The organism is Paraburkholderia silvatlantica (assembly GCF_003096715.1).
Lineage (GTDB): Bacteria > Pseudomonadota > Gammaproteobacteria > Burkholderiales > Burkholderiaceae > Paraburkholderia > Paraburkholderia silvatlantica.
Window position 1 is genome coordinate 123,171 of sequence record NZ_QEOL01000005.1, and the last position, 13,435, is coordinate 136,605.

A 13,435-nucleotide genomic window follows, 5' to 3' on the forward strand; every position below is an offset into this window, starting at 1 on the left:
GTTCTCATAAGGGGAATCGTTTTATATCGCACGCGAAAGGCGCTCATAGCGGCGCGGCCGCCGCGCCTTCCATGTAGCCGAAGCGCCGCGACAGGCGCTGTGCGGCGGCGATCAACAGTTGCGCCGCCGTGCCTTCGCGCGCGATGTCGAGGCTGCCCGAAGGGCCCATCACTGCGAGCACGAGGCATACGCTGCCGGTGTGGTCGAACACGGGCGCCGTCACGGTACTGATGCCGGGAATGGGTTTGTCCAGCGCCGTGTCCACGCCTTCGGCGCGAATCGCGGCGAGCCGCGCGTGGTAGGCGGGCGTGGCGCCTTCGCGCGGCTTCGCGCCCGCAAGCCGCAGTTCGTCCTGGGCGAGGAGGGCGGCGCGCACATCGTCGTCGACCCATGCGGCGAACACGCGTCCGATCGACGTGTTCACGAGCGACATCACCGTGCCGGGGCGCAGGCTCACGTGCAGCGGCAGCGCCGATTCTTCGAGACGCACGACGGTCGGGCCGAGCGGCCCCGGCACCGCGAGCGCGACGCTCATCGCGGTGGCGGCGGCGAGGCCCGCCAGCTCGGCGTCGGCTTCGCGAACCGGCGAAAGACGCGCAAGGCCGATCAGGCCGAGTTCGAGACTGAGCGGTCCCGCTTCGTAGCGGCCCGCCGCGTCGCGCGCGAGCAGGCCGATCTTCTGCAGGCTCACGAGGTGCGGGAAGGCCTTGGCGGGCGCCATTCCCGCGGCGGCGGCGAGATCGCGCAACGGCAGGGGCGTGCCCGCCGCGACGAGCGCGGCGAGCAGTTCGCCCGTGACATCGAGCGACTGGATGCCGCGTTGCGGCTTGCCGGCTTCGGCGTTGGCCACGGCGTCTGGGCGCACGGCTTCGGTCGTCTCGCCGGAGCCGTCGCGCGGCGGCCTGGAGCTTACTCGGGGCATGTCGGTGTCGATGTCGATGTCGATGAAAAGGCGGCGGCAGTGATTTCGGCAGCAGCGTCGCGCAGCGCGCGCACGACCGCGCCGTTCGCGCGCACGTCGAGCACCCCGCTCGCGCCGATGGCGGTGAGCGTGAGCCTCGGTTCGCGCCCAGGGCCGAGCACGGGCACGCAGACGCTGCTCACGCCGGGGCTGGGCGCGTCGACGGCGAGTTCGTAGCCGCGCGCGCGGATGGTGTCGAGCGAGGCGAGGAAGGCGGCATCGGGCGTGCGTTCCTGGGGCGCGCCGGCGGCACTGGCCATGTGGCTGGTGCCGCGCCACACCGGCTGCGCGGTTTGCGCGGCCCAAGCGGCTTCGAGCGCCTCTGGCCCGAGGAAGGCGCAGAACACGCGGCCCGTGGCCGTGGCCCGCAGCGACATCACCGTGCCGACATGCAGGTTCACGTGCAGCGGCAGGCTTGCGTGCTCGTAGCGCACGATCGTCGGCCCCTGCGGCCCGCCAATGCACAGCGCGACGCTGCAGTTGAGCGCCTGTGCGAGCGCCGCTGCGCGCGGCACGGCCTCGCGCAGCGCGGGTTGTTGCGCGAGATGCAGCAGGCCGAGGCGCAGCGCGAGCGGGCCCGGCTCATAGCGCCCCGAAAGCGCATCGCGCTTGATGAGCCCGAGGCGCGTCAGGCTCACGAGATAGGCGTGCGCCTGGCTCGACGGAATGTCGCCGCTCGCCGCGAGGTCGGTCGCGCCAAGCGGCGCGCGCGCGTCGGCGAGGGCGCGCAGCAGGCGTCCGCCCACCTCCACGCTCTGGATGCCGCGCTGCGTGCGGGCCGCTGTCGCGCTGCTTTCCGGCGCGGACGCGGCGCTGTCGTTGCGACGTCTCATTGCGCTTTTCTCTGGCTGAAAAAGGGTCCATGTTAACTGAACGGCGGCAGCCGTTGGCAATCGCCCCGGCTGTGGCGCGCCTCGGATAGAAATTAATCTATAGCAATGTAATTCGCTATTGACAAATAAAAACGAGGGGACCATGATGGCCTCACCCCGGCACAACAGCGGTCCATTTCAACTTCAAACGGGGCGAGACAATCCGGGCTGGTGCCCAATGCGCCCGGCCCGCGCGCGCTTCGCCCTGCCCCGGCTTCAAGAGCCCCTCGATACGGAGACTCAACATGGCAAAGGCGTTCGCATCCCAGGCCGACCTCGAAGAAAAGAAGGTCACCTTCACGCAGCTCTCGGAAAACGCCTACGCGTACACCACCGAAGGCGACCCCAACTCGGGCGTGATCATCGGCGACGACGGCGTGCTGATCGTCGACACCACGGCCACGCCCGCCATGGCGCAGGACCTCATCGCAAAGATCCGCACCGTTACCGACAAGCCGATCAAATACGTCGTGCTCTCGCACTATCACGCGGTGCGCGTGCTTGGCGCTTCGGCGTACTTCAAGGAAGGCGCGCAGCAGATCATCGCGAGCCGCGGCACGTATGAAATGATCGTCGAGCGCGGCGAAGCCGACATGAAGTCGGAAATCGAGCGCTTCCCGCGCCTGTTCGCGGGCGTCGAAACGGTGCCGGGCCTCACGTGGCCCACGCTCGTGTTCGAGAAGGAAATCACGCTGTCCCTCGGCAAGCTCGAAGTGAAGATCGCGCACCTCGGCTCGGGTCACACGAAGGGCGACACCGTGGTGTGGCTGCCGCAGCAGAAGGTGCTGTTCTCGGGCGACCTCGTCGAATACGACGCTGCGTGCTATTGCGGCGACGCCCAGCTCGCCGAATGGCCCGCCACGCTCGAAGCGCTGCGCTCGCTTGGCGCCGAAAAGCTCGTGCCGGGCCGCGGCCCCGCGCTGCTCGACCCCGTGCAAGTCAACAAGGGTCTCGACTACACGAAGGACTTCGTGACCACGCTGCTCGCGCAAGGCCGCGCCGCCGTGGCGCAGAAGCTCGACCTGAAGGGCGCGATGTCGCTCACGCGCGAGGCGATGGACCCGAAGTTCGGCCACGTGTTCATCTACGAGCACTGCCTGCCGTTCGACGTGACGCGCGCGTATGACGAAGCGAGCGGCATCACGCATCCGCGCATCTGGACGGCGCAGCGCGACAAGGAGATGTGGGACGCGCTGCAGGATTGAGCGGCGCCCGACAAGGTGGAATGGGGGAGACAAAGATGATCGACTATCAGACGCTGACATTCGACTACGCGCGATGCAGCGAGCAAGCTCCGGACGCCGCCGCGTGCGTGCGTCCGGTCGTGGTGGTCGGCGCGGGGCCAGTGGGCCTTGCGACGGCCATCGACCTCGCGCGGCAAGGCGTGCCGGTGGTGCTCGTGGACGACGACTGCACGCTTTCCACGGGCTCGCGCGCGATCTGCTTTTCCAGGCGCTCGCTCGATATCTTCGACCGCCTCGGCTGCGGCGACCGCATGGTCGAAAAGGGCGTGAGCTGGAACGTGGGCAAGGTGTTCCGCAAGGACGAACTCGTCTACACATTCAACCTGCTGCCCGAAAGCGGCCATCATCGGCCGGCTTTCGTCAATCTCCAGCAGTACTACGTGGAAGGCTACCTGCTCGAACGCGCGCAGGCCTTGCCCAACCTCGAAATCCGCTGGAAAAACAAGGTGACGGGCGTCGCGCTGCACGGTACGCCGGGCGCGGCCGATGCACACGTCGCGCTCGAAATCGAAACGCCCGACGGCCCGTATACGCTGTTCGCGCGCTACGTGGTGGCCGCCGACGGCTCGCGCAGTCCGCTGCGCAAGCTGCTCGGCCTCGACAGCCACGGCCGCACGTTCAAGGACCGCTTCCTCATCGCCGACGTGAAGATGGAAGCCGACTTCCCCACCGAACGCTGGTTCTGGTTCGATCCGCCGTTCCATCCGAACCAGTCGGTGCTGCTGCATCGGCAGCCCGACAACGTCTGGCGCATCGATTTCCAGCTCGGCTGGGACGCCGACCCGGTCCTCGAAAAAACGCCCGAGCGCGTGATTCCGCGCGTGCGCGCGCTGCTCGGGCCCGACGTGAAATTCGAACTGGAGTGGGTGAGCATCTACACGTTCTCGTGCCTGCGCATGGACAGCTTCCGCCAGGGCAACGTGCTGTTCGCGGGCGATTCGGCGCATCTGGTCTCGCCGTTCGGCGCGCGCGGCGCGAATAGCGGCTTTCAGGACGGCGAAAACCTCGCATGGAAGCTCGCAATGGTGCTGGAGAACCACGCGCCCGACGCGCTGCTCGACACCTACGCGAGCGAGCGCGAATATGCCGCCGACGAAAACATCCGCAACTCCACGCGCTCGACCGACTTCATCACGCCAAAGAGCGCGGTGAGCCGCGTGTTCCGCGACGCCGTGCTTACGCTCGCTCGCGAGCACGCCTTTGCGCGGCAGCTGGTGAACAGCGGCCGGCTTTCCGTGCCGGCCGTGCTGCGCGAATCGCCCTTGAACACGCCCGACGAAGACCCGTTCGACGGCCAGATGGAGCCGGGCGCTTCGTGTGCAGACGCCCCGGTGCGCGACGCAGCGGGTCACGAGAGCTGGCTGCTCGCGCATCTGGGCGACCAGTTCGCGGGTCTTGTGTTCGGCCGTGCGGGCTCGGCGTTCGATACGGCGGCGCTCGACGCGCTGCAGGCGCTCTCGCGTTCTCCGGTGCCGCTCAAGTTCGTGGTGATGCTCGAAGGCGATGCGGCGGTGCCCGCGGGTCTGCCGGCATCGACGGTGGTGTTGCGCGACGTGCAAGGGCTGGCGGCGCAGCGCTACGGCGCGCAGGACGGCGCGTTCTATCTGGTTCGTCCGGACCAGCACGTGAGCGCGCGCTGGCGGCGCGCCGATGCGGCGCGCGTGGAGAGCGCGCTCGAGCGGGCGCTTTGCCGCACAGCATAGAGGAACGAGGAGACAACCATGCTGAACACCCAACCGAACCTGGCAAGGCCGGACGACTTTTACGAAGCGCTGATCGACATGCATCGCGATCTCGACGAAGCGCAGAGTCAATCGGCCAATGCGCAGCTGATCCTGCTGCTCGCGAACCACATAGGCGAGCACGAAACGCTCATGCAAGCGCTTCGTTTCGTGCGCGCAGGCGTGAGTGCGCCGGCGAGCAACGGCGCGACGGGAAAACTCGCGGCGTGAAAGACTGATGGCGTCGACACATGCGGCCCGTGCGAACGGGCCGCATTCCGCTACCCCACCCAATTCATCGCCCATTTGCCGCACTTTTCGCGCAAGCAATCGTTTGCGCACGTCAAGCGCGCATGACACAGCGGCGTACGCGCTCGCGCAAAGGGCTTTCGGCATGCTTTCCACGCGTGCCGTTTATGCAGGCTGATTCAAGAACGTCCTGGGAAACGCCGTAAACGCGACACATGGCACTCAATTCGCACACGCATGAGATAGTCAGACAAATGCGGGCGATGAAATCGTTTTCCGGGGATAGAACTTGAATCGCAGTCAAACATGGTCACGCACGGCGGCGCCGGGCGAGATCATTTATTCGGAAGGCTTTGCAGGCGAACGTTTGATCTTCGTGATCGCCGAGGGCAAGGTCGAAATCTCCACCCGCTGCGACGACAAGAAAGTCGTGATGGCTACGCTCGGACGCGGAGAATTTTTCGGCGAGACCGCGCTGCTCGGCGCGGAACCGCGACCGAACACGGCGAAGGCGCTCAGCTTTTGCCAACTGACCGTCGTGCCGGCGAGCCTCATCGAAGAAGAACTCGAACGCGTCACGCCGATGCTGCGCCACGTAGTGCGCACGCTCACGCGGCGCGTCAAGGCGAAGGACGATCTGCTCGCCACCTACACCCATGCCGACTTCATGCCGGGCGTCCTTTCGTATGCGCACGTGCTCGCGCTGATCGCAGGCGCGAGCGATCGCGCGGAAAGCAGCGATACCTGGTCGCGGCACGGCGCGAGCGGCGCCGAAGTGAGCGTGCCGCTCGCCGACGTGGTGCAGAAGTGCCGTGCCGTGGCGGGCCATTCGCGTCCGCATGTGATGGCCATGCTCCGGCGCATGGAAAAGCTCAATCTCGTCGCGATGCAAAGCGCCCAGGCCACGCACCTCGCCAATAACGCGACAGCGGCGGAAGGCGCATTGGGCCGCCAGGTGGTGACGTTCGACCCCGTGCGCATTGTCGAGCGCGCGACGCAGGTAGCGGACAGCGATCTCGATGTGTCGATCAACAGCGAACTTGAACTGATCGAACTGGGCGATCTCGAAGCGCTGATCGGCGTGGAACGCAAGGTCATTCTCAACAAGCTCTCGCATGCCGAAATCGCCGACGAGGTCTTCGCATTCCGCAAGTCGAAGGTGCTCAACTTTGTCGAGCAAAAGGGCGTGGCGTATTTCTCGAAGCGCACGAACCGCGGCTCGGGCGAACTCAAGGCGCTCGACGATCTGTTGTTCGTCGATCAGCGCACGCTGTTCGAAGCCGTGAGCGCGCTCGATACCTACGATCTCGCGAAGCTGCTCGCCTCGATCGAGGATCAGGCCGTATCGGAGAGGCTGCTTTCGGTGATGGCGGACGCGCGCAAGAACGAAGTGTCGTGGGTCATGCGCCGCGACATCAAGATCGACCCCGTGGAAGTCGAGGACATCGAGCAGCGCCTGCTGGAAGCGGTGCGTGCACTCAAGACGCCTGGCGCGCGCTAGTCCGCTAGTCAGATCGCTTAATCGGAGACACGCATGGATCTGCTTACCCTGATCGGTATCGCCGTTGGCGCGCTTGCCGTGGTCGCGGGCTTCTCGCTCGAAGGCGGCCATTTCGTCACGCTGCTCCAGCCCGAGGCGCTGGCCATCGTGCTGGGCGGCACGCTCGGCGCCGTGATGATCCAGAACACCTGGGCGCGCTTCTTCGACGCCGTGAAGCATTTGCGCACGGCCTTCGTGAAAGCGCCGCGCGTAGACGAAGCGAGCCTCGCCGCCGTGCTGGAGTGGGGCGACCGGGCCAAGCTCGACGGTCTGCTCGCATTCGAGTCGATGGATCTGCAAGGCATTCATCCATTCGCGCGGCGCGGGCTCGAACTGCTTGCGAGCGGCGTTTCGACCGCCGTGCTCGACGACGCGCTCCAGCGCGAACTCGAAGCCTGGGGACGCCAGCACATGGCGGCGGCGCGTGTGTGGCAGCAGGCGGGCGGCTATGCGCCCACGTTCGGCATTCTCGGCTCGGTGCTCGGCCTTATTCAGGTCACGGGGCATCTGATCGAGCCTGCCGAACTCGGGCCGGGCATTGCCGTGGCCTTCGTCGCCACGCTTTACGGTCTGGCTTTCGCGAACCTCGTCTTTCTGCCGCTATTCGGCAAGATGCGCGCGCATATCGAAAGCGAACTGCGCCTGCGCAAGCTTTATCTCGACGGCCTGCTCGCGATTTCACGCAAGGAGTCGCCCCACACGATCGCCACTCGCCTCGCTGGCGAGGTGGGCGGCAAGACCGGCGGTTTGCAGGACGAAGCGAACGTATGGGCGCTGGACACGACGCGCGCGAGCTGACCGCCCATGCCTGCCAATAAAGACCTGCCACTCACGGCGCAATTCGATCCCGACGAGGACGAAGGCGGCGAATGGGGTTCCGGCCGCTGGCTCATTTCCTACGCGGACTTGATCACGACGCTGATGGTGCTGTTCCTCGCGCTCTATGCCATGCAGCTCGCCAGACATCGGGAGTCCGAAATACGAACGGCTGCGCAACCCGCGAACACGGCGGCAGCGGTCGAGAAAATGCCCGCCGCCGATCAGGCCTTGCTCGCCGCGCTCGCAACGCTGCGCCAGCGCGGCGAGATCACGATCGTGCCGGCGGCGCGCGGCGTGGAGATCGGCATCAACGCGAAGATCCTGTTCAACGCGGGCGATGCCACGCTGCTGCCCGAATCGCTTGGCGTGCTGAGTCGTATCGCCGAAGTGCTGCGCGCGACGCCGACGGGCAATATCCTCGTGGAGGGGCACACCGACAGCACGCCGATCTCGAACGCGAAATTCGCGTCGAACTGGGAGCTTTCTTCGGCGCGCGCGGGCGCGGTGGTGCGCTATCTGGTCGAGCGCGGCATCGAGCCTCACCGGCTCGCCGCCATTGGCCGCGCCGACAACTTCCCGCTCGTGGCGGGCAACGACCCCGCGGGCCGCGCACTGAACCGGCGCGTGACATTGATCGTGCAGCGCTGACGCTCACGCCCTGCGCGTGATTGCCAAAGCCAACGCGCGTCACACCTGCATGGACGGCACATCCTTCATGCAGCGCAAGGCGAACATCGACCGGCTGTGGCGAATGCTCGAGATGCGATAGAGCTTCTCGCGCAGGAAGCGCTCGTAGCCGGCGGTGCCGTCCACCGCCACCTTGATCCAGTAGTCGTACTCGCCGGAGACGAGATAGGCCTCCAGCACTTCGGGCAGCGCCGCGAGTTCGGCGCCGAAGCGTGCGAGCGCGTCGTCTTCGTGGCGGTCGAGCGTCACTTCCAGAATCACGATGTCGGCGTAGCCCAGCTTTTGCTGGTTCACGAGCGCGACATAGCCGTCGATATAGCCATCGGCTTCGAGCTGGCGCGTGCGGTTCCAGCACGCGGTGGTGGACATGCCCACCTGCTCGGCCAGTTCGGCGTTCGAGAGTCGGGCGTTCTTTTGCAGGGCGCTGAGGATCTTGCGGTCCTGGTTGTCGAGCGCTTTGGGCGGGCGTTCACGAGGGCTCATGGCGAAAAAGAATCTTGTACAGGTCTTGGCAATTCTAGCGGAAGAAGATTCCGTATATAGCCCCACTTTGACGGAAAACCGGAAGCCTATACTGGTCGATCCCCGGTATATTTTCCACATGCCTTCTTGCCTGGCACGACCCACGCGGCCACCTCCCCGCCGTGGGGAGCGCCGCCGCAGCCACGAGCCGCGGTGGACCGTCAGAGCCGGTTTCCGTTGCACCCCGCGGCGGCTACCGGGCGTTGCGCGCGTTCAACCGCGCGCTCAGCAATGTCCGGTCAGGCAGATGGCATTCGAAGACCGCGCTGTCGCGCGGTTTTTTGTTGCCCGTTTTCGATGCCTTGCGCCACCCAGAGCGCCGTTCGTCATCACGCCTTCGCCAGCACGCCCCGCAATGTCGATCCAGCTGTATCTCTCTTTTCTCGCCGCCGCGCTCGTCCTTGTCTACACGCCCGGTCCCGTCAACGTGCTCACCATGAGCCAGGCGCTCCACGCCGGCTGGCGCCGGGCGCTGCCCTGCGTCTGGGGCGGCACGCTCGCGGTGCTGCTTCAACTCGGGCTAACGGCGCTGTGCCTCAATTCGTTGCTGCTCATTAGTGAGCATTCACTTACGTTGCTGCGCTGGCTGGGCGCGGCCTATCTTGTCTGGCTAGGCTGCAAGCAGTGGCGCAGCCGCGCCTTGACGGGCACGGATGCGCCTGCCGAAGCCGATGGTGCGAGCCGTCGCGATTTGTTCTGGCGCGGATTCGCGACCTCCGGGCTCAATCCGAAGACCTTGCTGTTCTTCCCTTCGTTTTTCCCGCAGTTCATGAGCGCCGATGCGTCCTGGAGCGCCAACCGTCAGTATTGGCTGCTGGCGGCGACGTTCGCGCTGCTGTTTGCGGGCGGCGTGGCTTCGATGGCGCTGTTCTCGCACCGGCTGCGTCACGTGCTGCAGCGGCCGAAGCGCGTGCGGGCCGTGAATCGCCTGATGGGCGGCCTGCTCGTGGGTATGGGCGCGATGATGGCGGGTTTGCGCTGAGTGCGCAGGCGGCGGATGGCTCGCGCGGGCGTGCGCGAGGCGGTTGGCGTGACGCGGGTTAGGCGCGCCGTGGCGTTTAAGGCGAGGTAGTCGATGCGGCCGGCGCGACAGTCGGCGTGGCCGCGGCGGCTGAAGGCATTGCCGTTGCGGCTGCCACGCTCTGGATGCCGGAGGTAGCCGAAGTCGACGCAAGCGTTTGCTCCGCCGCAGGCGTCGCCGGAGTGTGAGTAGTCACACTCGCTGCAAGCCCCGCAGCCTGCGGGTTCGCCGGAGCCGGAGCCGGAGGCGGCGTCGGCACGCCCATGATCGCCGCCGCAGCGGCAGCACCGTGATCGACCGGTGCGGATGCGCCCGGAGCAGAAGCGGCGGGCGCGGGCGCCGCAGTAGCAGGCGCAGGCGCAGGCGCAGCCGGCGGCGCTGTCACGACCGGCGCGGCGGGCAGCGTGGCGCCATGCAACACCGCCGCACCTGTTGCCGCAGCCGCTGCGGCGGCAGCCGGCGCGGCCGACCCCACTGTGGTCGCGGCGGGCGCGGCGCTTGCCGTGACCGGCTCGACAGGCGGCGGCAACGGCGTAATCTTGATCGCCCCGGCGCCCGGCACAGGCTCGCTGCGGGCCGATGCGTTCAAATACCGTCCCACCAGATCGAAGAAGCGCGAATAAAACGGGCCGGACTGGATCGTCTCGCTCGAAATCTTCACCATTTCGTCGCTGTTCGAACGGATAGGCAACGAAACCGACCCCAGAATCGAGAGCCCCACGCTCGCCGAGGTATCGCTCTTCTTGAGCGCGTAGCCGTTCTGCACGGCGTTCACGTACACCATGCTCGTATTGCTCGCGTCGCCCGGCGTGCAGACCACGTGCACTTCCACGACGATGTGCTGGTCCAGCGTCGGCTGGAAGTTCTTCGTGGCGTCGACGCTGTCGTTGCGCGTCATCGTCGTCATGTAGCCCTGGCTCAGCAGTGCGCGGCGCGACGACTCGCAGGCGTCCGTGCTCGCGTAGTTGAAGCTGCGCGAGAACTGGCTGGGCGCCGTGCTCAGCAGCTGATCTTCCTGGAATTTGGGCTTGGGCGACGAGCACGCGCCGAGCGCAGCAGCCAGCGTCACCGTGATGACGGCGAGGGCGGCGCTGCGAAGCGGGACGGGCAAACGAGGGACGGCTTTCGAAAAACGGGACATGTTCGGGGTAAACAGGGCGGCAATGCGGCATTGCATCAGACGGCATGCATTGTAGTTCGGTTCCGCTGCGCACGACCGAACGCTCGTTTTTTCGAGGCATTTCGAAAGCCCGATGAAGGCGTCCCGAAGCTTACATCCCACATGACGAAAAACGGGCTTCCGCCCAACGCGAAAGCCCGTGCCGTTTTATTTGAAGCAAGCAGAAGCGCTTCGCTTACACCGCCATTTCCGGCGGAGCTTGCCGGAAGCAGCGCGTGATCCAGCCGAGATACACGACGCCGAGCACGAACCAGATGATGCCGAGCACGATGGCCGTCCGCTCGAGGCTGCACAGCAGCCAGATATCGGTCACGGCGCCGATCAGCGGGAACACCAGACCGCCGAGGAACCCAAAGCCACGCGTGCCCGCAGCGCCGCTGAAATACTGGCGGATCACGCACAGGTTCACCGAAGTGAACGCGAGGAACGCACCGAAGTTGATGAACGAGGTGGACGTGGCCACGTCGAGCTTCAGCGCGATCAAGCCGACGATACCGGCAATCGCGATGTTGATCGCAGGCGTGCGAAAGCGCGGGTGGATGTAGCCGAAAATCGACCTGGGCAGCACTTCATCGCGGCCCATGGCATAGAGCAGACGCCCGACGCTCGCCTGCGCCGAGATGCCCGAGGCGAACTGCGCGAGAATCAGGCCCGCGAGGAAAATCGTCACGAAGATATCGCCGCCCACCTTGCGCGCGATTTCGAACGCGGCCGAATCGGGGTCCTTGAACACGGCGCCCGGATGCGCGAGCTGCAGCGTGTACGCAGCGATCACGAAGATCGCGCCGCCCACCAGCGCGATCAGCACGATGGCGCGCGGAATGGTCTTTTCAGGCTCGATGGTTTCCTCGGTGAGCGTGGAAACGGCGTCGAAGCCGAGATACGAATACGCGGCGATTGCCGCGCCTGCCATCGTGGCCGAAAGCGGCACGTGCGGCTGGAAGAACGGCTGCGCTGCGATGAGTCCGCCCGGACCCGCGGCCGCGGCGGCATAGTGCAAACACAGGACTACGAACATCGCCGTAATGCCGAGCTGCACGATCATCAGCACGATGTTAAAGCGTGCGGCGAGTTCGATACCGACGATGTTCAGCGCGCTCGTGAACACGATGAACGCGACAATCCAGATCCACGTGGGCACGCTCGGGAACGCAGCGCCAAGATAGGCCGCGCCGATCAGCCAGATCACCATCGGCAGGAAGAAATAATCGAGCAGCGTGGCCCAGCCGATCATGAAGCCCAGGTGCGAATTGAAACTCTTGCGCGTGTACGTGTAGGCCGAACCCGCCACAGGGAACAGGCGCGCGAGCTTGCCGTAGCTGAGCGCCGTGAACACGATTGCGATGAGCGCGATGAGATACGCGAGGGCGGCGGTGTCCTGGCTCGCGCCGGCGAGCACGCCATAGGTGCCGTAGACGATCAGCGGCGCCATGTAGGCGAGGCCGAACAGGAGCACGGACGGCAGGCCGAGCGTGCGCTTCAGGTGAGGTTCTTGTGTGCCGGGTTCATGCGACGGCGAGGCAGGCTTCATGATGCAGTGGTCTCCTGGATGCTGCGGTTCTGGCAGGCGTGGGCGGGCCTGGCGAGCCACGGGAAGCGGCTTGCCGGGTTTTGCTGCCTGGCGCTTTTGAGGCTTTAACGAGGCTTTTGAGGCTTTAACGAGGCTTTTGAGGCTTTAACGAGGCTTTTGAGGCTTTAACGAGGCTTTAACGCGTGCGAGGGCGGATATTGAGCGAGCGGCGGCCTTGTGCGTCGTTCTCGTCCGCGAGATCGAGCGCAATGCGCGCGTCGTGCAGATAGCTGTAGTGTTCGCGGCTTTGCGCGAGCAGCGCGCGATCTACCTTCGCGTGCAGCACCGCGTCTTCGTTCTTCAATTCGCAGAGCACGTCGCCGAACGGGCTCACGAGCGCCGTTTCGCCGGGAAACGTGAGGTTGTCGTCGCCGTCGCCGGTACGGTTCACGAGTGCCGCGAACATCTGGTTCTCCATGGCGCGCGCGACGATCGCGCGGCGATGCACGGGGCCGAACGGATCCATGTTGCCGTTCGTGACGACGAGCATTTCCGCGCCGAGCGAGGCCACGGCGCGCGCCGTTTCGGGAAACTCGATGTCGTAGCAGATCAGCAGACCCACGGTTGTGCCCTTGAATTCGCATACTTCGAAGCGCTCGCCCGGCGTGAACACGCCCACGTCCGTGGCCCACAGATGCGTCTTGCGGTAACGCAGCGCGATGTCGCCGCGTTCGTCGATCAGCACGGTCGTGTTGTAGAAGCGCTCGCCTTCGCGCTCTGCGAGGCCCACGGCAACGCCGATATTGGCCGCGCGTGCAGCGTCGCGCACTTTGCTCAAAGACGGACCATCGAGCGTTTCGGCCACGTCGCGCACGTTTTCGCGCGTGGGAAAGCCAGTGAGCGTGGCTTCGGGAAAAACGATGAGATCGCTGCCTTCGCGGCGCCTGGCCGTAGCGTCGAGCACGCGGGCCAGGTTGGGAGCGACTGCGCCGTCCACGACCGGGATCTGCGCGAGTTCGAGTTGCATGCCTGTCTCCTTCCTTTGTGTATTACGTAAAGCACCGCTTGGGCGTCAGGAGCGGCTATTATCTCCACGTTATTTTTGTCGA

The 13,435-nt window shown here is 65.7% G+C and carries 13 protein-coding genes; 7 read left to right on the forward strand and 6 right to left on the reverse strand.

Annotated elements, in window-relative coordinates:
* Positions 1–43: 43 nt before the first annotated feature.
* Together C7411_RS08715 and C7411_RS08720 are read right to left on the reverse strand one after the other, a co-directional pair.
* The gene (locus C7411_RS08715) at positions 44–922 is read right to left on the reverse strand and encodes an IclR family transcriptional regulator (protein ID WP_110383417.1); all 879 of its coding nucleotides are present in this window, start codon (positions 920–922) and stop codon (positions 44–46) included.
* Positions 910–1,794, reverse strand: a complete 885-nt coding sequence (locus tag C7411_RS08720; protein WP_110383418.1) for an IclR family transcriptional regulator — start codon at positions 1,792–1,794, stop codon at positions 910–912. The genes C7411_RS08715 and C7411_RS08720 overlap by 13 nt, the downstream gene beginning before the upstream one ends.
* 284 nt (positions 1,795–2,078) lie before the next feature.
* On the opposite strand from C7411_RS08720, the gene C7411_RS08725 reads away from it, so the two are divergent.
* The 6 genes from C7411_RS08725 to C7411_RS08750 all read left to right on the forward strand — a co-directional run bounded on the left by C7411_RS08725 (position 2,079) and on the right by C7411_RS08750 (position 8,054).
* Complete coding sequence (locus C7411_RS08725; RefSeq protein WP_110383419.1) at positions 2,079–3,038, forward strand: MBL fold metallo-hydrolase; 960 nt, start codon at positions 2,079–2,081, stop codon at positions 3,036–3,038.
* 35 nt (positions 3,039–3,073) lie between these two features.
* On the forward strand, positions 3,074–4,780 hold the full coding sequence (locus C7411_RS08730; RefSeq protein WP_110383420.1) for an FAD-dependent oxidoreductase: 1,707 nt from the start codon (positions 3,074–3,076) through the stop codon (positions 4,778–4,780).
* An 18-nt stretch (positions 4,781–4,798) separates the two neighbouring features.
* Positions 4,799–5,029 carry a DUF2783 domain-containing protein gene (locus C7411_RS08735; protein ID WP_110383421.1) on the forward strand — a complete coding sequence of 77 codons (231 nt, stop codon included), beginning with the start codon at positions 4,799–4,801 and terminating at the stop codon, positions 5,027–5,029.
* Between the two features lie 307 nt (positions 5,030–5,336).
* On the forward strand, positions 5,337–6,548 hold the full coding sequence (locus tag C7411_RS08740; RefSeq protein WP_110383422.1) for a cyclic nucleotide-binding domain-containing protein: 1,212 nt from the start codon (positions 5,337–5,339) through the stop codon (positions 6,546–6,548).
* 33 nt (positions 6,549–6,581) lie between these two features.
* A complete protein-coding gene (locus C7411_RS08745; protein WP_110383423.1) occupies positions 6,582–7,385 on the forward strand; it encodes a flagellar motor protein in 804 nt (267 codons plus the stop codon).
* A 6-nt stretch (positions 7,386–7,391) separates the two neighbouring features.
* Positions 7,392–8,054, forward strand: coding sequence for an OmpA/MotB family protein (locus C7411_RS08750; protein WP_110383424.1), 663 nt, complete (start codon positions 7,392–7,394; stop codon positions 8,052–8,054).
* A 39-nt stretch (positions 8,055–8,093) separates the two neighbouring features.
* Here the strand turns inward: C7411_RS08750 and C7411_RS08755 are convergent, their stop codons facing one another.
* Positions 8,094–8,576 (reverse strand): Lrp/AsnC family transcriptional regulator, encoded by a 483-nt coding sequence (locus tag C7411_RS08755; RefSeq protein ID WP_028202732.1) that lies wholly within the window; start codon positions 8,574–8,576, stop codon positions 8,094–8,096.
* A 394-nt stretch (positions 8,577–8,970) separates the two neighbouring features.
* Between C7411_RS08755 and C7411_RS08760 the strand changes: the two genes are divergently transcribed.
* A complete protein-coding gene (locus C7411_RS08760) occupies positions 8,971–9,597 on the forward strand; it encodes a LysE family translocator (protein WP_110383425.1) in 627 nt (208 codons plus the stop codon).
* Positions 9,598–9,673: 76 nt separating this feature from the next.
* Here the strand turns inward: C7411_RS08760 and C7411_RS08765 are convergent, their stop codons facing one another.
* From C7411_RS08765 to C7411_RS08775, 3 genes are all read right to left on the reverse strand, one after another.
* Positions 9,674–10,747, reverse strand: a complete 1,074-nt coding sequence (locus C7411_RS08765; protein WP_243413095.1) for a DUF2242 domain-containing protein — start codon at positions 10,745–10,747, stop codon at positions 9,674–9,676.
* A gap of 244 nt (positions 10,748–10,991) precedes the next feature.
* Positions 10,992–12,347, reverse strand: a complete 1,356-nt coding sequence (locus C7411_RS08770; protein ID WP_110383426.1) for an APC family permease — start codon at positions 12,345–12,347, stop codon at positions 10,992–10,994.
* A gap of 175 nt (positions 12,348–12,522) precedes the next feature.
* A complete protein-coding gene (locus tag C7411_RS08775) occupies positions 12,523–13,353 on the reverse strand; it encodes a carbon-nitrogen hydrolase family protein (RefSeq protein WP_110383427.1) in 831 nt (276 codons plus the stop codon).
* Between the last annotated feature and the right edge of the window lie 82 nt (positions 13,354–13,435).